Origin of the sequence: Bacillus sp. FSL M8-0049, from assembly GCF_038593355.1 — a bacterium.
Taxonomy (GTDB): Bacteria; Bacillota; Bacilli; order Bacillales; family Bacillaceae; genus Bacillus; species Bacillus safensis.
In genome coordinates, this window is sequence record NZ_CP151986.1 from 2,579,305 (window position 1) to 2,606,257 (window position 26,953).

25 protein-coding genes are annotated in these 26,953 nt (G+C 41.4%); 10 read left to right on the top strand and 15 right to left on the bottom strand.

Annotated features, from left to right (window positions below):
• Positions 1 to 6: 6 nt before the first annotated feature.
• The 12 genes from NSU13_RS13285 to sppA all read right to left on the bottom strand — a co-directional run bounded on the left by NSU13_RS13285 (position 7) and on the right by sppA (position 11,159).
• Positions 7 to 762, bottom strand: a complete 756-nt coding sequence (locus NSU13_RS13285) for an SDR family oxidoreductase (RefSeq protein WP_034279624.1) — start codon at positions 760 to 762, stop codon at positions 7 to 9.
• Positions 763 to 857: 95 nt separating this feature from the next.
• On the bottom strand, positions 858 to 1,763 hold the full coding sequence (locus NSU13_RS13290) for an aminoglycoside phosphotransferase family protein (protein ID WP_342489554.1): 906 nt from the start codon (positions 1,761 to 1,763) through the stop codon (positions 858 to 860).
• A gap of 118 nt (positions 1,764 to 1,881) precedes the next feature.
• On the bottom strand, positions 1,882 to 3,255 hold the full coding sequence (gene argH, locus NSU13_RS13295; protein WP_034624205.1) for an argininosuccinate lyase: 1,374 nt from the start codon (positions 3,253 to 3,255) through the stop codon (positions 1,882 to 1,884).
• Positions 3,252 to 4,463 carry an argininosuccinate synthase gene (locus NSU13_RS13300; protein ID WP_024424806.1) on the bottom strand — a complete coding sequence of 404 codons (1,212 nt, stop codon included), beginning with the start codon at positions 4,461 to 4,463 and terminating at the stop codon, positions 3,252 to 3,254. The genes argH and NSU13_RS13300 overlap by 4 nt, the downstream gene beginning before the upstream one ends.
• A 172-nt stretch (positions 4,464 to 4,635) precedes the next feature.
• On the bottom strand, positions 4,636 to 5,151 hold the full coding sequence (locus NSU13_RS13305; protein ID WP_024426150.1) for a MogA/MoaB family molybdenum cofactor biosynthesis protein: 516 nt from the start codon (positions 5,149 to 5,151) through the stop codon (positions 4,636 to 4,638).
• A gap of 105 nt (positions 5,152 to 5,256) precedes the next feature.
• Entirely contained in the window at positions 5,257 to 6,441 is a 1,185-nt protein-coding gene (locus NSU13_RS13310) for an acetate kinase (RefSeq protein WP_024424808.1), read from the bottom strand.
• A 229-nt stretch (positions 6,442 to 6,670) separates the two neighbouring features.
• On the bottom strand, positions 6,671 to 7,645 hold the full coding sequence (locus tag NSU13_RS13315; RefSeq protein WP_342489555.1) for a class I SAM-dependent methyltransferase: 975 nt from the start codon (positions 7,643 to 7,645) through the stop codon (positions 6,671 to 6,673).
• An 88-nt stretch (positions 7,646 to 7,733) separates the two neighbouring features.
• A complete protein-coding gene (tpx, locus tag NSU13_RS13320; protein WP_024424810.1) occupies positions 7,734 to 8,234 on the bottom strand; it encodes a thiol peroxidase in 501 nt (166 codons plus the stop codon).
• Positions 8,235 to 8,346: 112 nt separating this feature from the next.
• Positions 8,347 to 8,799 (bottom strand): GerW family sporulation protein, encoded by a 453-nt coding sequence (gene ytfJ / locus NSU13_RS13325; RefSeq protein WP_007501733.1) that lies wholly within the window; start codon positions 8,797 to 8,799, stop codon positions 8,347 to 8,349.
• A 14-nt stretch (positions 8,800 to 8,813) separates the two neighbouring features.
• Complete coding sequence (locus NSU13_RS13330) at positions 8,814 to 9,521, bottom strand: DUF2953 domain-containing protein (RefSeq protein WP_041115010.1); 708 nt, start codon at positions 9,519 to 9,521, stop codon at positions 8,814 to 8,816.
• A gap of 97 nt (positions 9,522 to 9,618) precedes the next feature.
• Complete coding sequence (locus NSU13_RS13335) at positions 9,619 to 10,143, bottom strand: RDD family protein (RefSeq protein WP_081124663.1); 525 nt, start codon at positions 10,141 to 10,143, stop codon at positions 9,619 to 9,621.
• A gap of 14 nt (positions 10,144 to 10,157) precedes the next feature.
• Positions 10,158 to 11,159 (bottom strand): signal peptide peptidase SppA, encoded by a 1,002-nt coding sequence (gene sppA / locus NSU13_RS13340; RefSeq protein WP_024424813.1) that lies wholly within the window; start codon positions 11,157 to 11,159, stop codon positions 10,158 to 10,160.
• Positions 11,160 to 11,604: 445 nt separating this feature from the next.
• Between sppA and NSU13_RS13345 the strand changes: the two genes are divergently transcribed.
• The 10 genes from NSU13_RS13345 (at position 11,605) to NSU13_RS13390 (ending at position 22,772) form a co-directional block, all read left to right on the top strand.
• Complete coding sequence (locus tag NSU13_RS13345) at positions 11,605 to 12,408, top strand: NAD kinase (protein WP_034279604.1); 804 nt, start codon at positions 11,605 to 11,607, stop codon at positions 12,406 to 12,408.
• A 114-nt stretch (positions 12,409 to 12,522) separates the two neighbouring features.
• Positions 12,523 to 13,965 carry a DEAD/DEAH box helicase gene (locus tag NSU13_RS13350; RefSeq protein ID WP_041115008.1) on the top strand — a complete coding sequence of 481 codons (1,443 nt, stop codon included), beginning with the start codon at positions 12,523 to 12,525 and terminating at the stop codon, positions 13,963 to 13,965.
• A gap of 188 nt (positions 13,966 to 14,153) precedes the next feature.
• The gene (locus NSU13_RS13355) at positions 14,154 to 15,209 is read left to right on the top strand and encodes a fatty acid desaturase (RefSeq protein ID WP_034279598.1); all 1,056 of its coding nucleotides are present in this window, start codon (positions 14,154 to 14,156) and stop codon (positions 15,207 to 15,209) included.
• Between the two features lie 116 nt (positions 15,210 to 15,325).
• On the top strand, positions 15,326 to 16,462 hold the full coding sequence (locus NSU13_RS13360) for a sensor histidine kinase (RefSeq protein ID WP_034279595.1): 1,137 nt from the start codon (positions 15,326 to 15,328) through the stop codon (positions 16,460 to 16,462).
• On the top strand, positions 16,459 to 17,058 hold the full coding sequence (locus NSU13_RS13365; protein WP_342489556.1) for a response regulator transcription factor: 600 nt from the start codon (positions 16,459 to 16,461) through the stop codon (positions 17,056 to 17,058). Before NSU13_RS13360 ends, NSU13_RS13365 begins: the two co-directional genes overlap by 4 nt.
• A 196-nt stretch (positions 17,059 to 17,254) precedes the next feature.
• Positions 17,255 to 18,175: an iron-hydroxamate ABC transporter substrate-binding protein gene (locus NSU13_RS13370; RefSeq protein WP_342489557.1), complete on the top strand. Its 921-nt coding sequence runs from the start codon at positions 17,255 to 17,257 to the stop codon at positions 18,173 to 18,175.
• Positions 18,176 to 18,284: 109 nt separating this feature from the next.
• Positions 18,285 to 18,974 carry a response regulator transcription factor gene (locus NSU13_RS13375; RefSeq protein ID WP_034279586.1) on the top strand — a complete coding sequence of 230 codons (690 nt, stop codon included), beginning with the start codon at positions 18,285 to 18,287 and terminating at the stop codon, positions 18,972 to 18,974.
• Positions 18,974 to 19,978: a sensor histidine kinase gene (locus NSU13_RS13380; RefSeq protein WP_342489558.1), complete on the top strand. Its 1,005-nt coding sequence runs from the start codon at positions 18,974 to 18,976 to the stop codon at positions 19,976 to 19,978. Before NSU13_RS13375 ends, NSU13_RS13380 begins: the two co-directional genes overlap by 1 nt.
• A gap of 105 nt (positions 19,979 to 20,083) precedes the next feature.
• Complete coding sequence (locus tag NSU13_RS13385) at positions 20,084 to 20,845, top strand: ABC transporter ATP-binding protein (RefSeq protein WP_024426158.1); 762 nt, start codon at positions 20,084 to 20,086, stop codon at positions 20,843 to 20,845.
• A complete protein-coding gene (locus tag NSU13_RS13390; RefSeq protein WP_061109472.1) occupies positions 20,835 to 22,772 on the top strand; it encodes an ABC transporter permease in 1,938 nt (645 codons plus the stop codon). Before NSU13_RS13385 ends, NSU13_RS13390 begins: the two co-directional genes overlap by 11 nt.
• A 38-nt stretch (positions 22,773 to 22,810) precedes the next feature.
• Here NSU13_RS13390 and NSU13_RS13395 read toward each other — a convergent pair whose 3' ends face one another.
• From NSU13_RS13395 to NSU13_RS13405, 3 genes are all read right to left on the bottom strand, one after another.
• Entirely contained in the window at positions 22,811 to 24,163 is a 1,353-nt protein-coding gene (locus tag NSU13_RS13395; protein WP_342489559.1) for an amidohydrolase family protein, read from the bottom strand.
• A 264-nt stretch (positions 24,164 to 24,427) separates the two neighbouring features.
• The gene (locus NSU13_RS13400; RefSeq protein WP_342489560.1) at positions 24,428 to 25,042 is read right to left on the bottom strand and encodes a LysE/ArgO family amino acid transporter; all 615 of its coding nucleotides are present in this window, start codon (positions 25,040 to 25,042) and stop codon (positions 24,428 to 24,430) included.
• 128 nt (positions 25,043 to 25,170) lie between these two features.
• Positions 25,171 to 26,754, bottom strand: a complete 1,584-nt coding sequence (locus tag NSU13_RS13405) for an acyl--CoA ligase (RefSeq protein WP_211043089.1) — start codon at positions 26,752 to 26,754, stop codon at positions 25,171 to 25,173.
• Between the last annotated feature and the right edge of the window lie 199 nt (positions 26,755 to 26,953).

Sequence of the window (26,953 nt, forward strand, 5' to 3'; positions counted from 1 at the left end):
AAAAACTTAATGCCTGTGAATCACGTTAAGACCACCTGTTGCTTCAATGACGGTCCCTGTAATAAGATCTGAACGGTCATCGCATAGAAATGAGATGATACGTCCTATATCCTCTCCAGTGCCAGACCTGCCTATCGGCGTTTCATCGTCTTTGATTTGACGGGCTTCCTCTATTGTCGATTCTTTCATGTCTCCAACGATTTTGCCTGGACACACCATATTGGCCGTGATGCCATTTTCGGCTTCTTCAATCGCAATGGTTTTCGTCAATGACGCAAGGCCCACTTTTGCCGCTCCAAAGGCTGATCTGTGCATCCAGCCTGGCGCATGGTCTGCACCTTGGAAGCCATAAGTGATAATGCGGCCAAAGCCTTGTTTTCTCATCATTGGGATGACCATTCGGAACAAATGGAATACTGCTGATAGGTTGCCTTCCATCATTTGATACCATTCATCCTCAGAATAATCCGCCAGTTTTTTTCGTTCAAAAATATAAGGGCCAGCATTGTTAATCAGGGCATCAATCCGCCCAAATCGCTCTGCTGCCAGCTCTACCATGTTTTTTAAATCTTCTTTTTTTGTCACATCACCTTGGACAAATTGAAGCTTATCTTCGTACTGCTGTAGTTCTTCTTTCATCTGCCGGACAGCTTCATCATCACTTCGATAATTCACTGTCACAGAATACCCCATATTCAGTAAAGACTCGGTGACTTTCCGGCCAAGTCCTTTAGAACCCGCTGTTATTAATGCGTGTCGCACACAATCTCCTCCTAAAGCAAAGGTTGCAAGTTCACGTGTTTCTTTTGTTATCTTTACTTTACTATAAACCGGCATCTGGCGCACTTATGAACCCTTTATCGATATGAGTCAAACAATATAGGGTGATTCATCCACATTTTCAAATCCCATGAGCCATGGATATCGAGCAGCAGAGAAACAAAACGATAGCACTCTTTCACCTCATGAAGATCACGAGGAAGCGGGCAAATCTCTTCATAGCCCAATTGAACATTGTGGGCAGCTTCTTTCGTCAAAAGGTATTCCAATGCAATAAAATCAAACGCAGCTGGTCCATATACGACATATTCTGTATCAACTAAACTCGTCACTTGATCATCTTTTTCAATATATTGAGACGGATCTAAATCAATTAAAATGAGACTTGCTGAATCAGGGGGCTTTAGCTTTTCAATCTTTTGCAGCACAATTTCTGCATAACAGTGAAATTCTTGCTGATCAGCGTAATAGCGGCCTATGAGTTTGGATACAGCCTTTTTTAACACAGCATGGAATTCTCTCAAATGCTTCTTTTCAGCTCCGTAGACTGCACCAAAAAAGTCAGTACGATATGAATGAAGATGTGCTAGTTTCCTCCCATAATCCTTATAAAAGTCTGATGAACGTCCCTCAAAAGATGTACAAGGTGTTCCTTCTACTTTTTCCATTACATAAAAATGTCTCCCTGCCTTCTTCACTTTACGAACAACTTTTGGAATATGAAAGGAATTCGTATGAGACAGCTTTTGATTGATTTGATCGATATGCTCTTCTACAGTACGGTCATCTACTCCATAGATCATTTTGATCCCAGAAACAAATTCACTTTCTTCTCTTGCAGTTTTAGGAGATTTGACTACATATTCCGTTTTATCTTGTAAGGAGATCAGCCACACATCATTAGCCCGTCCGTCATATTGTTCTCCTAACGTTTTCACTGATACGAGTGGTTGATGAAACAAAGCCTCAAGCGTTTTCTTCATGATCTGCTGTCACTCCCTCTTCTGCTTGACGCAGGTATGCTTTCATTTCTCCAATGATCATCAATCTCCTTTTTCCATGACAAAAAAACCATCCGTATAAACGAATGGTCTTGATAAGTTATGCCAGGCAGGCTTTTGCTTTTTCTAAAGCGAGCTGAATTTGTTTGAATCCAGTTCCGCCTGCACTTGTTCTTTTTTCAACCGCAACATATGGATCAAGAACAGTGTAAATGTCTTGTTCAAAAAGATCGCTTGCTTCTGTGAATGTTTCAAAAGAAAGATCACTTAGATAGATGCCTTTTTGAATACATGTATACACAAGCTTTCCAACGATTTCGTGTGCTTCACGGAATGGCATGCCTTTTTTCGCAAGGTAGTCTGCCACTTCTGTCGCATTTGAGAAATCTTCTTTTGTTGCCTTTTTCATGACATCTTCGTTCACTGTCATCGTTTGGATCATGCCTGTGAAGATTTGCAGGCTGCCAGCGATGGTTTTCACTGTATCAAACATGCCTTCTTTATCTTCTTGAAGGTCTTTGTTATACGTAAGCGGCAAGCCTTTCATAATCGTGAGAAGCCCCATCAGGTTGCCATACACACGGCCTGTTTTCCCGCGGATTAATTCAGCCATATCCGGGTTTTTCTTCTGCGGCATCATGCTGCTGCCTGTTGCATACGTATCATCGAGTTCAATGAATTTGAATTCTTGCGAGCACCATAAAATGATTTCCTCACAAAAACGTGAGAGGTGCATCATCACAAGACTGCTATTAGACAAAAACTCTAAAATGAAGTCCCGGTCACTCACACCATCGAGGCTGTTTTCGTAAATGTGGTCAAAGCCAAGCTGCTCTGCTGTATATTCACGATCAATCGGGAATGTCGTTCCTGCTAACGCACCGCATCCAAGCGGCGACACGTTAATTCGCTTTAATGAATCTTGGAAACGCGCTTTGTCACGCTCAAGCATCCAGAAATAGGCGAGCATATGATGGGCAAACGAAATAGGCTGTGCACGCTGCAGGTGTGTATATCCTGGAAAAATCGTTTCAACGTGCTGTTCTGCCTTTTCTACAAGCACTGTTTGAAAGGAAGAGATCAGTTCAATGATATGCTCGACTTGGTTATTCAAATATAAGTGCATATCAGTTGCGACCTGATCATTCCGGCTTCTCGCTGTGTGCAATTTGCCGCCAAGCGGACCAATCTCATCAATGAGCATTTTTTCAAGGTTTAAATGAATGTCCTCATAATCCACTGAGAATTCCAGTTCATCCGCCTCTGCCTTTTTCATGAGCGTATTCAGCCCGTCTTTGATGGCAGCGGCCTCCTCATCGCCGAGGATACCGCATTTATTCAGCATACTTGCATGAGCAAGGGAGCCGGTCAAATCTTCTTTGACTAATTGTTTGTCGAAATGAATGGACGCGCCAAACTCATCAACCCATTTTTCTGGTGTTTTTTGAAATCGGCCTCCCCAAAGCTTTTTCATGCTTTAACCTGCTCCTTTTTATTCACGATGCTGTTTACTTTTGTCGGTAAGCCCCAAAGGTTAATAAATCCTACAGCTGCATCATGATCGAATTCGTCTGCTTTTGTATAAGTTGCTAGATTTTCATCATAAAGTGAATATGGTGATTTACGTCCTTCTACAATGGCATGACCTTTAAATAGTTTCACACGTACAACACCCGTTACGTTCTGCTGTGTTTCTTGTAAGAATGCATCTAGTGCTTCTTTAAGCGGTGAGAACCATAAGCCGTTGTATATTAATTCAGCCATTTTTTGTTCAACGATTGGTTTAAAGTGTGCCACTTCCTTGACAAGCGTTAAGTCTTCAAGCTCTTTATGTGCTTTAAGAAGTGTGACAGCACCTGGGCATTCGTACACTTCACGAGATTTGATGCCAACAAGACGGTTTTCAACGTGATCGATTCTGCCTACACCATGCTGACCAGCGACTTCATTTAAATGAAGGATGAGATCAGATAATGAATATTGGATACCATCAATCGCTGTCGGTTTTCCTTTTTCAAACGTGATCTCAATGATTTCAGGTGTGTCAGGCGTTTTTTCAAGTGGATTTGTCAGATCGTATGCACCCTCTGGCGGCGCAGCCCAAGGATCTTCTAAAATGCCACATTCGTTACTTCTGCCCCAAAGGTTTTGGTCGATTGAATATGGGCTGTCTAAGTTAATCGGGATTGGAATACCGTGTTTTTGTGCATAATCGATTTCTTCATCACGAGACCATTTCCATTCACGCACTGGTGCAAGAACTTCTAGGTCTGGATTCAATGCTTTAATGGATACTTCGAAACGAACTTGGTCATTCCCTTTTCCAGTACATCCATGAGCAACTGCTACTGCATTTTCTTTTTCTGCCACTTCCACTAATTTTTTTGCAATAAGCGGGCGGGATAGTGCAGATACTAGTGGATATTTTCCTTCATACATTGTGTGTGCTTGTAATGCAGTGAGTGCAAACTCTTCAGCAAATTCTTCTTTTGCGTCAATCATGTATGATTGAACAGCTCCGACTTGAAGTGCTTTTTGTTGAACGAATGCTAAATCTTTTCCTTCACCTACGTCCAGGCAGCAAGCAACGACTTCGTAACCTTGCTCTTGTAACCATTTAACTGCAACAGAGGTATCAAGACCTCCGGAATATGCTAATACGACTTTTTTATTTTGTGACATGATTGAAAAGCTCCTCTCGCTTGTTTTGATTCTGGGAATGTTTTTGCATAAAAATAAGTTTTTATTTATAAACATGCATTTAGTATGTATACACTGTAACAAGGAAAAATTGTTTTTTCAACCCCTTTATGAAAAAAACTCTGCCAAATTTTCTTGGCAGAGTCATTTTGGGCTATTTTTGATCCTTTTCAAGCTCTCGTAAGACATGAGGAAGCTCTGGAATCACGAGTTTGGTCATGGCTAAACGAACGGCTCCGGTAGATCCCGGCGTGGCAAAGACAGCCTTTTGATTGACGACCCCTGCCGTTGCCCTGGATAAAATAGCAGCTGAACCTATGTCTTCTGTATAACTGAGCATGCGGAAGATTTCGCCAAAGCCAGGCAGTTCCTTGGAAAAAAGAGGGGTGATCGCTTCAATGGTCACATCCCTTGCAGCAATTCCTGTGCCGCCATTTAACAAGACGGCATCTATTTTCGGTTCGCTTGTTCCCTCCAGCACAGCGTCTTGAATCGATCCTATATCATCTTTTACAATATCGTATGCAAGAACAAGATGTCCCTGTTCTTTGAGCAAATCAATCATCAGACGACCGCTTTTATCTGTATCTTTCGTTCTTGTATCACTGACCGTAATGACTTTCACATAAAGCCTTTCTTTCGCCTCACGTTTATGTTCTGTCACGCTCATCTTTCGCACCGCTCCCTTTTGCTTCGTATTGGACAACATTATAGCATGCTGCTTTTAACAGAAAAAAGCTCTTTTCCTTATTGGAAAAGAGCTTCTCAAACTTGATTACGCTAAACGCATAACGTCTCTTGCAATCATTACTTCTTCGTTTGTTGGGATGACGATTACTTTTACAGGTGAGTGCGGGTAGCTGATGAATGCTTCTTCGCCTCTCATGTTGTTTAGGGATGGATCCCAGTAAACGCCCATGAATTCTAGACCACGAAGTACACGTGCTCTTACTTCTGAACTGTTTTCACCGATTCCAGCTGTGAAGATGATCGCATCTACGCCATTCATTCTAGCTGCATAAGAGCCGATGTATTTATGAATACGGCTCGCAAAAATATCAAGAGCAACTTCTGCACGGTCGTTTCCTTCTTCTGTTGCTTCTTCGATATCACGAAGGTCACTTGACAGACCAGACACACCTAAAAGACCACTCTTCTTATTCAAAGTAGAAAGCACTTCTTCAGCAGTATGTCCTGTTTTTTCCATAATAAATGGAATAAGGGCAGGGTCAATGTTACCAGAACGTGTACCCATTGCAACACCAGCAAGTGGTGTAAAGCCCATAGATGTATCGATTGATTTTCCGCCTTCAACTGCTGCGATACTCGCACCATTTCCAAGGTGGCAAGAAATCAGACGAAGCTCTTCTAGTGGACGGCCTAATAGCTCTGCTGCACGCTCTGTAACGAACTTGTGGCTTGTCCCGTGGAATCCGTATTTACGAATACCAAAGTTTTTGTAGTAGTCGTACGGAAGGCTGTATAGGTAAGACTGCTCTGGCATAGTTTGGTGGAATGCTGTATCGAACACAGCAACCGCTGGTACGTCAGGCAGAATTTGTTTGAATGCTTTGATTCCTACAACGTTTGCAGGGTTGTGAAGTGGTGCAAGCTCTGAAAGCTGATCAATGTCATTGATCACTTCATCAGTTAAAAGAACAGAATCGCTGAATTTCTCTCCACCGTGAACAACGCGGTGTCCTACGCCATCAATTTCATTAAAGTCTTTGATGATGTGAAATTCAGTTAGTTTTTCAAGCAGCATTTTGACCGCTACTGCGTGATCTGGAATATCTGTCACTTCTGTTTTCTTTTCTCCATCTACAGAGATCGTGAAGATACTGTTGTCCATTCCGATTCTTTCAACAAGCCCTTTTGTTAAAACGGTTTCTTCTGGCATGTCGAACAATTGGAATTTAAGAGATGAGCTTCCTGCGTTGATTGCAATAATTTTGGACATTACTGTCGCTCCTTTTACTCAGTTGTTATATAAGGTTTCACGTTTTTTCCGGTGCTATATTCAACCTGTTTGACGGGTCTTTTATAGTTTAACGATAAGTCCGAAAAATATCTGACTTTTTCATTTAAACATTGAAAACTTTGCATTTCAAGTGCACCTTCAAACTGTTATCGCTTACATCAATAAGTCGTTATTTTCTGAATAGTAAAATAGCCAGAAATCACTCTGGCTATTGTTTCGTTTCTTTTTCTTCTATAAACCACTGGTCTAGTTTTCTCATCACACCGACCATTGCTTCCTTCTGTGAGAAAGATGGAAGATTGGCAAACAGCATTCGTTTTGGTGCTTCCAGCCCTTCTTTTTTCTTTTGCATCACAAATAAGCTTTTGGCGTGTTTTTTATCCTTAAACATGGACACTGGCAGCTGAATTAACGCATTCATATACGCATGATCTTTGATGAAATCCTTTAATTGTACGCTCTCTTTTCCTTCAAACAAATCATTTGGAATGATGAAGAATAGGAAGCCGCCTTCTTTTGTGTAGCGAAGGCTTTGTTCAATGAATAAATAATGGGCAAAAGCATGTCCTTCTTTCGCCTTTAATTCAAAGTCTGCTGCACGCTCATCATTTGGATAATAGCCGACTGGGAGACTGCATACAGTGACATCTGCCGGTGAGATCAGAAGCGGCTCAAGACTGTCCTGGTGGAAAAGCTCAACTTCTTTCTCCTCTAAATTCGCCTGCGCCCAAGCAATTTTAATGAGCACATCATCAATTTCAGATGCAAAGCCGCGTTTTGTTTCTGCAGTGAGATTATTTAAAACAGCAAGAAGTAAGTTTCCTGTTCCCGCTGCTGGATCAAAGACTACAAGCTCTTTTTGACCATCTAAAAATTTGTTCACCAAATAGCTGACAAACAGTCCAATCGTATCTGGTGTCATCTGGCGATTTGGATGAGAAATATCCTTTTGACCTTTCAATACGGCGAGCTGAAACGCTTTACGAATCTGCTCATGATCATAAGAAGCAAAATCTGCTTTCTCTATTAAATCCTTTAATAAACCGTTTCGATCATTTGCTTGGAAAAAGGCTTCTCCTGCTTCTGCCAATGCTTCAATATAAGAAATGCTCTGTTCCTTTTTTAATCGAATAGAAGCTGTATCGAGCAGTTCAAAAATCGTACTTACTTGATCTTTCTGCAATGCTTTTCTCTCCTCGCTTTGTTAAAAGCTATATGTTCTCATTGAAAAGAGCCCCAGGATGAAGCCGGAGCTCTTGTCGATGCTGCTTTTATAACAGTGATTTTGCAGCTTCAATGGCTTTTTCATAATTTGGGTGATTCGTTGCTTCACTTACGTATTCAGTGTAAACCACTTTTCCGTTAGGGTCTAATACGAAGACTGCGCGCGCCAATAAACGCAATTCTTTCATATACACTCCGAATGCTTCACCAAATGACATATCTCTGTGATCAGATAATGTTTCGACATTTTCAATTCCGTTTGCTCCGCACCAGCGTGCTTGTGCAAATGGAAGGTCTGCACTAATCGTATAAATATTGACAGGACCTAAACCCGCTGCCTCTTCATTGAAACGTCTTGTTTGTGCGTCACACACACCTGTATCAATAGAAGGAATCACTGAGATGATCGTCACTTTTCCTGCTAAATCAGAAAGTGAAACTTCTCCAAGTGAGTTCGTTAATACCGTAAAATCAGGAGCCTGCTCGCCTACTTTTACTTCATTTCCTACAAGCGTGACAGGACTTCCTTTAAATGTGATCGATGCCAAAACAATTCCTCCCTTTTCAAATGTATGGTTCTATCATAGTAGAGAAAGCAAAAAACTGCAAAGCCTAATCGTCCATTTTGCAAAAAAAGTTAACTGCAGCGCAGCTAACTTTTTAAAGGTCTATGTCATCTAGTTTTCGTTCTTTGTGACGGTGCTCCCGCTCATCCTTCTTAAACATGTGCTGAAGACGTTCAATTGCTTGAGGAGCAGAATCCAATATTTTATCGAGCAGATGGGTGTGTTCATCCAAATGAAGCATTCGAACTCCGTTTGTTCCTACAATTAAGAAGGCGATTGGTGTAATCGACACCCCGCCGCCGCTTCCGCCGCCAAATGGGAGTCTCGGCTCTTTTCGTTCCTGTTCATCAGAACGCTTTTCTTTCTTTTGGTTCCCGTTAAATTCACTGCCGCCGGCTGCAAATCCAAAACCAACCTTTGACACAGTGAGAATGACACTGCCGTCAGGGGTTTCGACTGGATCGCCGATGATTGTATTCACATCTATCATTTCTTTTAAGTTTTCCATCGCTGTCTTCATGAGACCTTGGATTGGATGATCTGCCATTTTCGGGTTCCTCCTTAAACAGATGATTCATTCTTCGTTGCTTGAAGAGAGGCACTTTTTCTCGCCTTTCTTCCTTTTAACCAATGGACAAGTAAACGAATGGCTGCAAGCATAGCATGTCCAATACGGAAATAAGCTATACATGCAAACTGAGTCTGTGACACATTGTGCTGAAAGGCCGGAATGACTTCATATATCGGTTTATGCTTAAAGGTGAGATGCTCCTGCATAAAGGCAAGCAGTGCTCCTTTAACTGACCACACACCGCCGGCTGCTACACCTGTTAAAGCGGCGTCTTGAAAGCCGATCCATGTCGACCAGTGAAACGAGACAATCTTTACGTGGATGAAGAACTTGCGCATGATCCGGTTTAAATCGACAATCTCTTTTGTGATGCGCTCCATTTGATGAAGGATCTGCTTCATATCACGTTTTCCTACTTTTTTATGCATCGATTCTTTTTCGTGATCAGGCGTTTTGGCGCTCTTCATTTTCTTCTCACGAATATCAATCGTTTGGTCTTCTGGATTGATCCTCACCATCGGAATCTCTTTTTTGAGTCTGACCAATCCATATAAGGTGATGACCTTCAGTGCAATGTGGTCATTGTCGTTTGTATGCGAATAGTCCAGCGAAATGGTTACTTTCATGAAAATCAACAAGATCACAAGAAACAAAAACGCTGCGATCCAAACGTAAAGCACTGTGCTCACTTCCTCCATAACAAATGATGCTTCCCCTACGATTATGGCTCTCATTCTGGATTTTATACCCAATCAACAAAAAAGAGTTTGACCGTTACGGCCAAACTCCCTCTGATTATACGTTTGATTCTGTTTTTTCATATAAATGTTCATGGACGACCACCGTATCGGCAAAGTAATCATGAACCCCTTGCTTTTTCGGTGAGAACCCAACGATAGCATAGAGAATAAAGATCGTATTAATGTAGCGTCCCACAATCTCTCTAAAGAAAATAACATCCCATGTCAGCTTCTTCTCAGGCTGAAGTGAGACCACTTTAATCCCAAACACCATCTTGCCAAGTGTTTGTTGAAAGATTTTCGTCATGATGGCGAAATAAAGGAGGAATACAATCGTCGTTGTGACGGAAAATGGAGAAAACCATCCCCCTCCTTTGGACCAGCCAAACAGACTAAAGATTGGAGAAACCGTCAAATGGTTTACACCCCAGACGACGAGCCAATCAAGAATAAATGCCCAAAATCTAATCCAAAAACCTGCAAACGCCTGTGCTTCAATTGAAGCGCGCTTCACAAAGGCCGGCTTCGATTCTTCCTCTTGGCTGCGGCTTTCGCTTACTTCATCGAATGTAGAATCCATCTATGATCCCTCCTTTATTTTGAATAGAGATACATCGGTTTAGACCCATTTGAGCCAGCCAGTGTTTCTTTTAAATTCAGAAAATCAATTTCGCTTTTAAAGAGCTTGCTTGCACTCATGTTGAAAAGAGAGTTCCAGCCAAAGCTTTGAGAATAGCTGACCACTGTTGCTCCTTTTAAGCCTTTTTCATTTTTCTTCATCGCTTTTAATGCATCTTCATAATACCCAAGCTCATCGACTAATCCGTTCGATTTTGCCTGTGTCCCGTCATATACCCGGCCGTCAGCGATTTTCTTGACTTCCTGTTTTGACATGCCGCGTCCTTCAGAGATCACTTTGACAAATCCTTCATAAGAGTTGTCGACCATGCTTTGCATGATGTTGCGCTCATCTTTTGTCATATCACGGTTTGGAGACATGATATCTTTGAATTTCCCGCTCTTAATCGTTTCATATTTAATACCCAGATTATCTGCGAGCTTTGAATAATTCAAGCTTTGCATGATGACACCTAACGATCCTGTTAATGTTTCAGGTGAAGCAAAGATTTTCTTCGCTGGAGTTGACACGTAGTAGCCGCCTGAAGCTGCCATGGATCCCATAGATACGTAAATCGGCTTCTTCGCTTTTTTCACTTCTTCTAATTTTTTATGTATTTCAGCACTTTCATAGACACCGCCGCCAGGAGAGTTTACGCGCAGAAGTACACCTTTTACCGAAGCATCCTCTTTCGCTTTATCTAGTTCCTTGAGGAATGCACGATGATCATAACCTTCTCCGCCTAATAGGCTCGATGCGCCGCCATTATCTTGAATGGTTCCATTAATCTCAAGAACAGCAATCTTGCCTGCACCGCTGCCATTCTCTAGTACCTTCTCTTCTATTTCATCCCCGAATTGATAGCTCATTTTATTGTCATTGAAGCTATCGAACAAGGCCATCGTGACACTAATCACAATTGAAAATCCGAAAACACCAAGTGCAATAATTAGTGCTACCCATCTTTTCGCATTCATCTTTTTCTCCTCCTTTTTATCTCACTTCATTCATACGAATGCCCACACGAAATGTTTCACAGGAATTGTGGTTTTTTTACATTTCATGTAGGCATATGATAGCACCTCTCTTAAATAACGATCAACTTTACATCGTCTACTTAGACATGCGCATGACGAAAAATTGGCTTTTTTATCCTCTCCCTGCACCTAATAGGCTAGATCTTCACCGCAACGAAACACCTAAACCATTCTTTCATGAGAAAACGGCTATTCAATTATGCTCAGGATTCAGCCATTTCAAATCACTCACATCGACTCATTTCTCATAAAGCAATCCGATCTTCAGATGGTTCTTTCTAAAATTTTTACTTTCATATGAAAAAAGTGTAAAATGTGAGCAAGGGTTTTCATGTAAGCCCTTTATCATTGAAAATTATTTTTGACAGCAAAGGGGAGAACGTCAATGACAGACAATCGTCGCAATGTATTTTTCTTTTACAAAAAAGATCATGAATTGGATGGACACATTTCTTCTCTCGAGAAGCTCGCTACTGATCAAGGCTTTCACGTCGTCAAGCGTGCAGAGGATGCCCACATTATTGCTTCAATTGGCGGGGATGGCACATTTCTTCAAGCAGTACGTAAAACAAAATTCCGGGATGACTGCTTGTATGTAGGGGTATCAAAATCAGAGAATACGCACCTATACTGCGATTTCTCGTTAGAACATTTTGATAAAATGATTGATGCCATGAATACTGAACAGCTTGAAGTGAGAAAATATCCGATCATCGATGTAAGCGTTGACAGCACAAACCAGTTCCATTGCTTAAATGAACTGTCAATCCGCTCCAGCATTATTAAAACATTTGTGATCGATGTGTATATAGATGATTTCCACTTTGAAACTTTTAGAGGCGACGGCATGATTATTTCCACTCCGACTGGCTCAACGGCCTACAATAAATCCGTGAGCGGCGCCGTGGTTGATCCGATGCTTCCTTGTATGCAGGTCACAGAACTTGCATCGCTGAATAACAACTCTTACCGTACATTAGGCGCTCCTTTCATCTTGAGCAGTGACCGCAAGCTGACGCTGAAGGTAGTGCAGGATGGAAACGATCATCCAATTATCGGGCTTGATAACGAAGCACTCGGCACAAAACACGTCAAACAAATTGACATTGGCCTTTCAGGAAAAGTCATTAAAACGGTGAAATTAAAAGACAACTCTTACTGGGAAAAAGTAAAACGCAGATTCCTTTGAGAATTTGTCCGCACGCTGAAAGCTCCTTTACGGGGCTTTTTTCTATGTCTTTTCATTCACGGTCATGGTTATGGTATGATGTCACAAGTATGAATGTACGAAAAGGAGAACACGATGACATTACAACATTTTGATCAATATCCATTAAGTGATGAATTGAAACAAGCGTTAGAAGCGCTTCACTTCCATACACCTACACCTGTTCAGCACGAGACATTATCAATTGCTTTTTCAAAGCAGGATTTAATCGTCAAATCTCAGACTGGGAGCGGCAAGACTGCAGCCTATGGTCTGCCGATTTGTGAAATGGTTGATTGGGCTGAAAATAAACCTCAAGCCCTCATCCTCGTTCCAACACGAGAGCTCGCCATGCAGGTCAAACAAGACCTCACAAGCCTCGGGCGATTCAAACGAATCAAAGCCGCAGCCATTTATGGAAAAGCCCCTTTTCAAGCGCAGAAAGTAGAGCTTTCACAGAAAAACCATATTGTGTGCGGGACACCAGGCCGCATTTTGGATCACCTTGAGAAAGGCACCCTTTCTTTAGAAAATCTCAAATTTTTCGTGTTAGATGAAGCGGATGAAATGCTGAACATGGGATTTATCGATCAAGTCTCTTCTATTATTCAGTATCTGCCGCCAAAGCGCATGTCGATGCTGTTTTCAGCGACAATGTCTGATGACATGAAGAAATTGAGCGAACAGTTTTTACAATCACCCAAAGTCATTGAGATCGCACGTGAAGAAACGTCTGTACAGCAAATCACTCACACCGTGATTGAAACAGAAGAAGAATCGAAATTCTCCCTTCTTCAGCGTACGATCGTCATTGAAAATCCAGATAGCTGCATTATTTTCTGTAATACACAAGACCGGGTGAATGAACTCACGCTGAAGCTGGACGAATGGGATGTGCCCTGTGACAAAATTCATGGCGGCATGAGACAGGAAGACCGCTTTGATGTGATGGATGAATTTAAAAAAGGTGAATTCCGTTATCTGATCGCAACAGATATAGCAGCCAGGGGAATTGATGTGAGTGATATGACGCATGTCATTCATTATGATCTTCCTTATGAAAAAGAGCGCTATATTCACCGGACTGGCAGAACAGGCAGAGCGGGAAAAAGCGGGAAAACGATTGCCTTTATGACAAAGAATGCAAAACCGCTTATTGATGAATTAAAGCAGGATGCCGGCATAGATTTTCAAACTCAGCCTTATCCGACAAAGGAAGAAGCAGAAAAGCATGTAGAAAGCTTTGAAGAAAAGATTGAAACGCCTATTCAAAAGGAAAATAAACAGGCAGGCGTTGAGAAGGATATTATGAAGCTTTATTTTAACGGCGGAAAGAAAAAGAAACTGCGGGCTGTTGATTTCGTTGGGACCATTGCCAAAATAGAAGGCGTTGCATTCGATGACATTGGGATTATTACGATTCAAGACACGAAAACATATGTCGATATTTTAAACGGCAAAGGCCCTCTTGTGCTGAATGCTATGCGCCACACAACCATTAAAGGCAAGCAGTTAAAAGTACATGAAGCTCGTTCATAAAAAGTAAAGGCCCAGCGCCTTTACTTTTTTTATTGATGAGAAATAAACTCAAAACCGTGATCCCATCAGCCTTTTTGAGGTCAAACATGACAAATGTCATATTGAATACATGATGGGTGCTACTATGAGTATGACACCTTTCCTTCTATACTTTGAAGTAGAAAGAAACGGAAAGGACTTGAACGTTCATGACGACTTCAACAAACACACAGCAGCAAGCCTCTTTAAGAAAACAAGTTGGCCAATTCTCTGGTGCTGATTCAAAAAAAAGTATCATTCAACTCTTTAATACATTCATTCCATTTTTGGGGCTTTGGTTTCTTGCCTATTATAGCCTGAACATCTCCTACCTTTTAACCCTCTTTTTTGCGGTTATTGCAGCTGGTTTTTTAGTACGTGTCTTTATTATTTTTCACGACTGCTGCCATCAATCCTTTTTCAAACAGAAGCCGCTGAATCACCTGTTCGGTTTTTTAACGGGCGTACTCACCCTTTTCCCTTATCTTCAATGGCAAAGAGATCATTCAATTCACCATGCCACAAGTAGTAATTTAGACAAACGAGGTACTGGCGACATTTGGCTCCTGACAGTCAAAGAATATCAAGAAGCATCAGCATGGACAAAATTTCGCTACAGATTTTACCGTAACCCTTTTGTGATGTTTATTTTAGGTCCGATCTTTGTCTTTCTCTTAAAAAACCGTTTCAACGTCAAAAATGCTCGTAAAAAAGAGCGCTGGAACACGTATTTCACAAACGTGAGCATCATTGCGCTAGCAGCTGCAACGTGTCTTCTTTTTGGCTGGCAGGAGTTCCTGCTTGTCCAAGGTCCAATCTTCCTGATCTCAGGATCAATCGGTGTATGGCTGTTTTATGTTCAGCATACGTTTGAGGATTCTTACTTTGAAGCAGATGAACATTGGAATTATGTGCAGGCAGCGGTAGAAGGTAGTTCTTTTTACAAATTGCCAAAGCTTCTTCAGTGGTTAACAGGCAATATCGGTTATCACCATGTCCATCATTTAAGTCCGAGGGTACCGAATTATCACTTGGAGCATGCACATGATCATAGTGAGCCGCTTCAAAATGTTCCAACCATCACTTTAAAAACAAGTATTGAATCAATGAAATTTAGACTTTGGGATGAAGAAACGAAAGCATTCGTTACCTTTAAAGAAGCACGGCAATCTAAGAAGATGCCCGCACCTGTCATTAAAGGAGACATTCTAAAGAAAAATGCATAATTGGTGCAAGCTCTTTCTTACACTAGAAGGAGCTTGTTGTCATTTACAGGATGCAACCATGAGTTGAATTTGATAAAGTAAGGAAAAAGAACGAAAACGGAAAAGGTGGCACACGGATGAAAAAACAGTTTAAAATTCAAAAGTTGCATGGGATTTCTCCCTATATATGGGCCATTTTTTTCATCCTGCCCTTCTATTTTATCTTTAAAACACCTTCGACTTTAGGTATTGTGATCGGCATTATTTTGAACGTCGTCTTTTTCGCTGTGTATCGTTTTGCCTTTGTCGCAAAAGGCTGGTCTTTATATGTCTTTGGTCTTTTATTGATCGGTATTTCAACTGGTTATGTGATGCTCTACAGCTATATTTATTTCGCTTTTTGCATCGCCTATTTCAATGGGCATATTAAAAGAAAAGTACCTTTTTATATCTTATACTATATTCATCTAGGGAGCGCTGCTATAGCGGTGAACTTTAGTTTGATCTTAAAAAAGGGCTGGTTTCTCACACAAATTCCTTTTGTCGTGATCACCCTGATTAGTGCCATTCTTCTTCCTCTCAGCATTCGGAGCAGGAAGGAACGTGAACGGCTTGAGGAGAAATTAGAATATGCCAATGAACGGATTGCTGATCTTGTGAAGCTTGAAGAAAGGCAGCGCATTGCACGCGACCTGCATGACACCCTTGGACAAAAGCTTTCTTTGATCGGGTTAAAAAGTGATCTTGCCCGTAAACTCGTGTATAAAGACCCTGAACAGGCCCGTGCCGAACTCAAAAGCGTCCAGCAGACCGCCAGAACGTCTCTCAATGAAGTACGGAAGATTGTTTCCTCCATGAAGGGGATCCGAATCAAAGAGGAAATGTCGAACATCGAGCAAATTCTCGATGCAGCTGGCATTGAGTTGATCTATGATGAAAAGGAAGCACCGAAACACATCTCACTTCTGAACGAAAACATTGTGAGCATGTGCATCAAAGAGGCGGTGACAAATGTCGTCAAACATAGTGACGCGACTGTTTGTAAAATCACCATTCACCAAAAATCAAAGGAAGCCATCATCACCGTTGAGGATGACGGAACATTTAAAGGCGACTATCCGCCCTCTCAAACGAAGGGTCACGGCCTTTTAGGAATAAGAGAAAGATTGGAATTTGCAAATGGCCGCCTGCGTATTGAAACAAAAGACGGGACAAAGCTCATTATGAGCATTCCAAATGATTCAGCAGCAAAAGAAAAGGAGGGGATGAAATGATCAACATCTTTATCGCAGAAGATCAGCAAATGCTGCTTGGTGCACTCGGTTCACTTCTCGATTTAGAAGACGATATGACGGTTGTTGGGAAAGGTACGAACGGCCAAGATGCCATCGATTTTGCCAAAACACACCCTGTTGATATTTGCTTAATGGATATTGAAATGCCGGGAAAAACCGGGCTTGATGCAGCGGAAGAGCTTAAAGGATCAGATGTGAAAATCATCATTTTAACGACCTTTGCCCGCTCCGGTTATTTCCAAAGGGCGCTAAAAGCTGGCATCAGCGGCTACATGCTGAAAGACAGCCCAAGCGAGGAGCTGGCAAGTGCCATTCGCAGTGTGATGAAAGGGAAAAAGGTGTACGCACCTGAATTGATGGAAGACTTATATAGTGACGAAAACCCTTTAACGGAGCGAGAGAAATCGGTTCTTGAACTCGTCGCAGATGGTAAAAACACAAAAGAAATTGCAAAAGAACTGAGCATTAAAAGCGGCACTGTCCGGAACTACATTTCCATTATTTTAGATAAGCTGGAAGTGAAAAACCGCATCGAAGCCATTACACGATCAAAAGAAAAAGGCTGGTTTAAATAGAAAAAAGATCAGGACACATGCTGCCTTGATCTTTTTTTATCGAAAATCCCCTCTTTATTTTTTATCACCAGCTATCAAAATGTCATTGACAACAGCCCACAGTTCTATGATATGATATCCAAGTGATAATAATTATCATTATCACTAATACAACCAATATCCGGCTTATGTGCCGATTTCAAAGGAGTCTACATTCATGAAGAAAATATTGTTCCCTCTGATGCTCATCTTTGTACTTGCATTGAGCGCATGTGGCAATAGCAGCAGCTCTTCCTCAAATAAAGGAAATCAATCCACATCATCAGACAAAATTACATATCAATCTGAAAATGGGCCTGTGAAACTGCCAGCGCATCCAAAACGTGTTGTTGTGCTCGGTTCTTACACAGGGAATGTCATGTCACTTGGTGTGAACCTTGTCGGCGTTGACTCTTGGTCCAAAAAGAATCCGCGCTTCCAAAAGGAATTAAAAGATGTGGAAGAAGTATCGGATGCCAATATAGAAAAAATCATGAAGCTAAAGCCTGACGTCATCATTGGCTTAAGCAATACTAAAAATGTAGAAAAGCTCAAAAAAATCGCACCAACCGTTTTATTTACGTATAACAAAGTTGATTACCTTCAGCAGCACATTGAAATTGGAAAAATATTAAACAAAGAAAAAGAAGCAAAAGCTTGGGTTAAAGATTTCAAAAAACGCGCAGCTGAAGCTGGAAAAGAAATCAAAGCAAAAATCGGCGAAGATGCAACCGTTTCTGTCTTTGAAAGCGGCACAAAAGATCTTTACGTCTTTGGAGATGCATGGGGCCGCGGAACAGAAATTCTTTATCAAGCCATGAAACTGAAAATGCCTGAGAAAGTGAAAGAAAAAGCATTAAAAGCCGGCTACTACGCAGTTTCACAAGAGGTCATCCCTGAATTTGCAGGAGACTATATGATCATTAGTAAAAACAGCGAAATGGACAATTCCTATCAAAACAGTGAAATTTACAAGTCCATCCCGGCTGTCAAAAAACAGCGTGTGTATGAAGCCAATGCAGAGGAATTCTATTTTAATGACCCACTCACACTTGAATTCCAACTATCATTCTTTAAAAAGCACTTTTTAGGTAAATAAGCTGAAGCAAGGGACCTCTTCCCTTGCTTTTTTCTTGTCTGCTTCTAGCGGCAGGGACTTTTTTCCGCTACAATGACAACAAGCGAATACAAAAAGTGTGGTGCTGATTTTGTTTAAGATTCTACTGATTGAAGATGATACAACCCTCTTCCAAGAAATCAAAGAACGTCTAGTCAACTGGTCCTATGATGTCTATGGGATTCAAGATTTTCATCAGGTGCTGCAGGAATTTACGGATGTCCAGCCTGATCTCGTCATTATTGATATACAGCTGCCAAAATACGATGGCTTTCACTGGTGCCGGATGATTAGGCATCATTCAAATGTTCCGATCATCTTCCTCTCCTCAAGAGACCACCCTGCTGATATGGTCATGTCGATGCAGCTCGGAGCCGATGATTTCGTGCAAAAGCCCTTCCACTTTGACGTACTCATTGCCAAAATTAGTGCTGTTCTTCGCCGCGTGCATGATTATAGTGCAGAACCGGCCAGCCTAAAGGTATGGTGCGGCGCTGCGATTGACCTAGAAAAAAATACCGTAACAAATGATCATGGTGAGGTTGAATTAACAAAAAATGAGTTATTTATTCTCAAGGAATTGATTCAGCATAAAAATCATATCGTCAGCCGTGAATCACTCATTCAAGCATTGTGGGAGGATGAACGTTTTGTCAGTGACAATACACTGACTGTAAACGTCAACCGCCTCAGAAAAAAACTAGACGAGATCTCCCTTGGTGCCTTCATTGAGACAAAAGTGGGTCAAGGCTATCTTGCAAAGGAAAAGGATGATCAATGATGCTGCAAGCATTTTTAAAAGAACGAAGAAGCTGGATTCTTTTCTTTCTTAGTTTGCAGCTCCTCATTCTGTTTGTTGCTTATTTGGATACGACCATTCCAATCGCTTCTCTTTTTTATATTGTGCTATTGTCTACATTTCTCATGATTGTCTTTCTCTTTTTTCGATATCGAAAAGAAACGGCTTATTATGAAAGGCTCAAAGAATGGGATGATGACATTGAACATCAAATACGGCTAACCCCCTCTTCCCCATTTGAGCAGCTCATCCATGATGCAACGTCAGAGCAAATTGCACGCTACCGGCAGATGGCAACAGAGCAGAAAATCGCTCTCGAAGAAGAAAAAGATGAATTGCTCTCTTGGATACATGAGGTCAAAACACCGCTTACAGCGATGCGCTTAATGATTGACCGCTTAACAGATCAGCAGCTGAAATCAAATATGACGTATGAGTGGCTCAGAATCCATTTATTACTTGATGCCCAGCTGCACCAAAGCAGAGTACGTCATATCGAAAATGATTTATTCATTGAAAAGCTGGACCTGCAAAGCATCATAGCGAAAGAAATCAAGGCTCTCCAATCCTGGTGTATGCAAAAAGGAATCGGCTTTGAGCTGGCGCTGGAGGAACGCACCGTATTAAGTGATATAAAATGGTTATCCTTTATGATTAGACAGGTACTCACAAATGCCGTCAAATACAGCCATTCTTCCGATATTGTTATTGAAAGCAAGCAAATAAATGACCAAGTCATGCTGACGATTACAGATCAAGGCAGAGGAATTGATCCAAGAGACATCTCTCGTATTTTTGAAAAAGGCTTTACCTCAACAAGACATCACAATGACACCGCCTCAACGGGAATGGGGCTCTATTTAACGAAAAAAGGAGCAGACGCTCTTCATATCACGATCGAGGTCAACTCCACGATAGATGAAGGTACAACCTTCACCTTCATCTTTCCGAAAAAGAATGATTTTGTTCATATTGCGAGCATGTGACAACAATGTCACATGCTCGTCTATTTTGTTCGCCAAATCGAAGGACGTCTAGCAGGCTTCTTTTTATACTAGAGATATCAATTAAAAGAAAAAGGGGTTCAGCAAATGAACATTTTAGAAGCTCGCAAAATTTATAAAAGCTATGGAAATAAATTCAACAAACAAGAGGTGCTGAGCGGCATTGATTTGACCATTGAAGCCGGGGAATTTGTCAGTATTATGGGGCCATCAGGCTCGGGGAAAACAACTCTTCTGAACGTATTGTCCTCTATCGATCATGTGTCCAGCGGATCCATTCGTATTGCAGATGCTGAGATGACGCAAATGAAGGATCAGCAGCTTGCGGAATTTAGAAAAAAGCAGCTTGGCTTTGTTTTTCAAGATTATAATTTACTTGATACACTCACGGTCAAAGAAAATATTCTTTTGCCTTTATCCATCTCCAAAACACCAAAAAAAGAAGCTTTTGAACGTTTTCAGCAGCTCGCAGAAGACATGGGGATTTATGAACTAAGAGACAAATACCCGAATGAACTCTCTGGTGGACAAAAGCAGCGGACATCGGCGGTGCGTGCCTTCATTCATGAACCAAGTCTTATTTTCGCTGATGAACCTACAGGGGCACTTGATTCCAAATCTGCATCTGACCTGCTCAACAAGCTGCAAGATTTCAATCGTAAACGAAAAGCGACCATTGTGATGGTGACACATGATCCTGTCGCAGCCAGCTATTCAAGCCGCGTCATTTTTATCAAGGATGGACAGATTTATACACAGTTGAATAAAGGCGCTTTAGAAAGAAAAATGTTTTTCGAGGATATTATGAAAACGCAAGGTGTCTTAGGCGGTGTGAAGCATGAACATTAATCAGCTCATCTTCCGTAACCTGAAGAAAAATTTGAAGAATTACTATTTATATGTGTTTGCTCTCGTGTTTAGTGTCGCGCTCTATTTTTCCTTTGTCACCTTGCAGTACTCACCAGCACTTGATGATGTAAAAGGCTCCATTAAGGGCGGTGCGGCGATCAAAGCCGCTTCTGTACTACTCATTGCCATTGTTGGGATCTTCCTGTTATATGCGAACAGCATTTTTATTAAACGCAGAGGGAGAGAAATAGGCCTCCTTCAGCTCATTGGCATGACGAAACAAAAAATTGCTAAACTGCTTAATGCAGAAAATTTTATTCTATACGTATTCTCCATGGGTGTTGGCATCATAGCTGGATTTATCGGTTCAAAACTCATGCTGATGGTGCTATTTAAAGTAACCGGCGTCAGCGCCATCGCCAACCTGCACTTTTCAGGCATGGCCCTTTTACAGACACTTATCGTCTTTTTCATCATCTATGGATTAATCATGTTAAGAAATAGATGGTTTATTAATAGACAGACCATTTTATCTTTGTTTAGAACAACATCTTCGACAGAACAGCGTGTGAAAAAGATCTCTGTGTTTGAAATCATCATTGGGGTTTTCGGTATTGTCTTGATCAGCTCAGGCTATTATATTTCTTCTAAGCTTTTTACCGGGTCATATACGTCGATGCTTGAGTTACTTTTAGCTATGATTTATATTTTAGCCTCTGTCATCATCGGTACCTTTCTTTTTTACAAAGGCTCTGTTTCTTTCATTGCCAATATCGTACGCAAAAGAAAAAATGGCTATCTCGCCATTCACGAAGTGTTATCTTTGTCATCCATTATGTTCCGGCTAAAATCAAATGCACTGCTTTTAACGATTATTACAACCGTATCTGCACTTGCCATCGGTTTGCTGGCTCTAAGCTACATTTCCTATTACTCAGCAGAAAAAACCGCTGAGCAGCAAATTCCAGCTCATTTCGTCATGGGCTCAGAAAAAGAAGCAGCAACTTTCACTCGTGCACTTTCTGACAAACATATTGCTTATGATCAAAAGCAGGTCAAAGTGATTCAAGCGAAATTTGATGCGAAAAAAATCATGGATTCAGAGTTGAAAAATATGAATAATGATCCAGGCGTATTGACACTGCCTGTGATCAGTGAGAAAAACGCACCAAATATTCATGTGGAGAACAACGAAGTGATCTTAAGCGGCTACAGTGATCTATTAAAGAAATTCATGCCGATTCAAAGCTCAGGCAATGTGAAACTTCTCATCAAAAAGCCTGTTGATTTGAAAGTCATGGATATGAAGAAAGATTATCTCATTTCTTACAACTTCACTTTTGGCGGTCTGCCTGTTGCCGTCGTGAGTCAAAATGTTTTTGAGCAGCTCGACAAGCAGAAAGATCCAAAGCTGCAGCTTAAGAATAGCCAATATAACGCAGTCAATATAAAAGATGATAAAAATCTTGAACAAGCAAATAGCGTGTTTACATCTTTAAAACTAAGTGACAAAAGCATGTCTCAATTAGCTTCAGCTCAGCAGCAAAAACAAACAATAGGACTGATGATGTTTGTGGTCGGATTTTTAGGTCTCAGCTTCCTTGTTACATCAGGCTGTATTTTATACTTTAAACAAATGAATGAAAGTGAAGAGGAACAAAGCTCCTACACGATCTTGCGTAAGCTTGGTTTTACTGAGAAGGATCTATTAAAAGGCATCCGGCTTAAACAGCTGTTTAACTTTGGGATTCCGCTCATCATCGGATTGCTGCACAGCTACTTTGCTGTACAATCAGGCTGGTTTTTGTTCGGCGGAGAATTGTGGACTCCAATGCTCATCGTCATGTCGATTTACACTGCCCTCTATTCTGTCTTCGGATTTCTGTCTGTCCAATATTATAAAAAGGTCATCAAAGAATCCTTGTAAACAATTCCCCATAGGCATCGCCTATGGGGTTATTTTATTTACGAAGGTGTTGATTCAAACTTGTGTGATAAAATATGGTCTCTTGCTGCATAAGCTTTTCGTTTGACCTCTTCTAGGTTCACATCAACAAGCTTTCCGTTTCGTTTCACTGCTTTCCCAGCCACATAAACAGAATCAACATTTGAAGGGTGTGCCGTTTGGACAACCGCGCCAGCCGGATCTGTCATCGGCAGAAGATTCATGCTTGTCCGGTCGATTAGGATGAAATCAGCTTCTTTCCCAGGTGTAAGCGACCCAATTTTATGATCGAGCTGTAATGCACGAGCCCCATTGATCGTCGCAGCTTCAAGCATTTGATGAGCAGACAGCCCAAGTTCAGGCCCCGGCATGATCCCATCCATTAACAACGATTGATTTTGGATCGCGCGCTCTGCTTGAAGTCCGAATTTCATTTGGGCAAACAAATCTCCTCCTGTCGCTGTCACTACGTCTACACCGAGCGTTGGAAGAACACCTTGTTCAATCGCAAGTCCTGTGACAGGATAACCGTGACCCATCATCATTTCAATTTCAGGGGTAATGGATATGGAGCTTCCGCTGTCTGCCAGCATCTTCATTTGATCCGCATCTATTGCATTAATATGCACCATGTTCAAATCCGGTCCGAGTAACCCTGCTTTGTGAAGCCGCTCAATCGATCGATCCTCCGCTCCCCAATTCCCAAAGCCGATGTGCATACTGCATAGAGCATCTAGAGACCGGGCTGTTTCAATTTCAAATACCGACGTCTCCCATGAAGAAAACTCTGGTCCACGAATCGCAAGTCCCATTGTTAAAAGCTGATCTGATGATTGAAAATGTGCTTTTTTCACACGTGCTGCGTCCTCCATATTGGTGAGCGTACTCTCTCTATCCCAATATTCAGCATCTCCAGAGGACCCAAAAGCAAAAACAGCTCGTATGCCCGCATCTTTTAATCCTTCAATGAGCTCTTCTGTATGATCCATTGAATTGATCATCGTCCAGTCTAAAAACGTGGTCACACCTGCATCTAAAGCCTCTAATGCCCCTAAATAATTGGCGATTCGATCGTCGGATGGGCGTCTCATCGCTCCATAGTTGCCATAATAGATTTTGCTCAAATATGTCTGCAAAGACCAATCTGTTCCTATGCCCCGGATGACAGACTGCCACACATGCCGATGTGTATCTACAAGACCTGGCATGATGACCATATCAGATGCATCAACAATGTCAGCATCACTTACTTCAATTGAAGGTCCAACTTCTAAAATATGTTTCCCTTCAATTAATAAATCTCCCTTTTCAAGAAAACCTAAAGATGGATCCAGTGTTAAAAGAGCTGCATCTTTAAACAATGTTTTTTTCATCCATATCCCCCTTTTCAAATGACGAGGATGAGTGACCCCGTCTCAATGTCATTTTAAAACAGAACAGGATCAAATTAGAAGAAAAGTGACTTATCTCAACATATGAAGAGCAGACGTTTCTGAAATAGTTCTTTCGACCATCCCAAACTCAAAGAATTTCATAGGTTTGATTCCGATATATTGTAAGACTGCTACACTTCCAACATAAAAAAAGCGCAGGATCATTACGTCCAAACGCTTCTTTGTTTAATTCTCTATGTATCTTTACACAATCAATTGATACGCAATGTATAACGCAACCAGCCAGATCATGACCGCTGAAGCCTTATTAATACGGTTCATCCATTTGCCGTTTGTATCTAACTTTCCTAACATCTTCCCTAAAAGGGCGAGTCCAATAAACCATAACCAGGACACGATGATACAGGCAAGTGTAAACGCCAGCTTTTCTGCGCCGTTATATTGCAGCGAATTCGTACCAATGACACCAATTGTATCGAGAATCGCATGGGGATTTAAAAGAGAAACTGAACAGGCGAATACGATTTGTTTTCTTGCAGGCATTAATTTCTGCTTCTCTTGATCACCTGATGATGAGCTTGTGTTCCATACGGTCCATCCCATATAAACTAAAAAACAAAAACCAATGATATAAAGACCCATTTGCAGCACTGGAATGGTAAACACCACAACAGAAACACCTATGACAGCTAAAGCAATTAAAAGTGTGTCACAAAGAGCAGCCGTGATGACGACAGGCATTGCTCGATATAATCGAGGCTGCAGCGCTCCTTGTTGAAATACAAATACATTTTGTGCGCCCAAAGGTAAAATAAGACCAAAGGCAAGCACAATTCCATGAATGATCGCAATGGACATCTACTAACATTCTCCTTTTTCAGCAATTCCTACACATTTTAACATAAAACATTATGCTCACTTTCAACGAATTTGATTTTCCATACAAAAAAGCGCTGGATGCTTCCATCCAAACGCTTCTCGCTTCTTTATGATTGACCTTTTCGTGCAAGCTCTCTTTCTCTCAGCTCTACACGGCGGATTTTCGCTGACGGTGTTTTTGGCAGTTCGTCAATGAATTCGATTTCTCTTGGGTATTTGTAAGGTGCTGTTGTGTTTTTCACATGTGTTTGCAGCTCTTTGATCAATTCATCACTTTGCACAGTTCCATCACGAAGGACGACGTATGCTTTCACGATTGATCCTCTGATTTCATCCGGGCTTGCCACAACTGCACATTCCTTCACTGCTGGATGCTTGATCAGCGCATCCTCTACTTCAAACGGTCCAATTGTATAGCCTGAGCTGACAATGATGTCATCTCTGCGGCTTTCAAACCAGAAGTACCCATCTTCGTCTTTTTTCGCGCGGTCACCCGTAATAAAGTAATTTCCGCGGCGCTGCGCCTTTGTACGCTCTTCGTCTTTATAGTATTCCTTAAATAAAGCCGGCGTTTCAAGATGGACCGCAATGTCACCAATTTCTCCAGGTGCGCAGACGTTTCCATCCTCATCAATGATATCTACTTCGTTGCCAGGGGTTGGTTTTCCCATACTGCCTGGCTTGATGTCCATTCCTTTTAGCACCCCTACGAGCAGTGTGCTTTCAGTTTGGCCATAGCCGTCTCGTACTTCTATATCGAAATGCTTTTTGAATGTATCAATGACTTCACGGTTCAGCGGCTCTCCCGCAGAAACAGCACTATGCAGCTTTGGCAGCTCATACTGACTTAAATCATCTACTTTTGCCATAAAGCGGTATTCTGTCGGTGTACAGCATAGGACATTGATTTCATTTTTTTGAAGCAGCTCTAAGTATGTATTTGGATTGAATTTTCCTCCATACACAAAGCCTTCTGCTCCACTTCCTAACACAGATAAGAGGGGGCTCCACACCCATTTTTGCCAGCCTGGTCCTGCTGTTGCCCATACTTTATCTCCTTCACTAATGGAGAGCCATGCTTTGGCAGCTGTGCGTAAATGTGCATACGCCCATCCGTGTGTATGAACAACCCCTTTTGGGTTCCCTGTTGTACCTGATGTGTAGGATAAAAACGCCATGTCTGTGCGCTTTGTATCTGCCAATTCAAGTTCGTTTGATTGCTCTTCTTTTTGCGCTAGAATGTTTCTCCAGCCATGATCGTTTTCACCGATTGAGAATGTTTTAAAATCGTTTGGCTGTTTGGTTCCGTCGAACGATTGAATGAATGAAGAGTAAACGATCGCTCCCTTTGCTTCTGCATGTTCAATTCGATAATCTATATCTTTTGCACGCAGCATTTCTGAACAAGGAATCACGACCATTCCTGTTTTCAAAATCGCTAAATAAATGCTGTATGCCTCGAGCATGCGCGGCACCATCACAATGATTTTATCGCCTTTTTTGAAGCCTGCTTTTAATAAAACATGTCCAATTTTATTTGCCTCTTCCACTAATGCTGCATACGTCACATGCGCTTCGTGGCCATTGCCATCCTGCCAGTGCAGGGCCATTTTCTCCTTGTCATGACTGAACGCTTCAATCTCGCTGACTAAGTTATATTGTTCTGGTGCAATTAAGTCTTCTCTTTTCATGGTACAGCTCCTTTTAGCCTCTTTCTTATGAAACGAAACATGTTTCAATTTACCTATTTTAACACTCATAACTGAAAAATGCTTGAATTAGGACCTACTCCTAGTATTATGCCATAATTTTTTTCATCCGTCTTCTTTTTTAAAAATATTCTAACTATTTATATGTACAAAAAGAAAAGAGCGGGAAGGATCCCGCTCA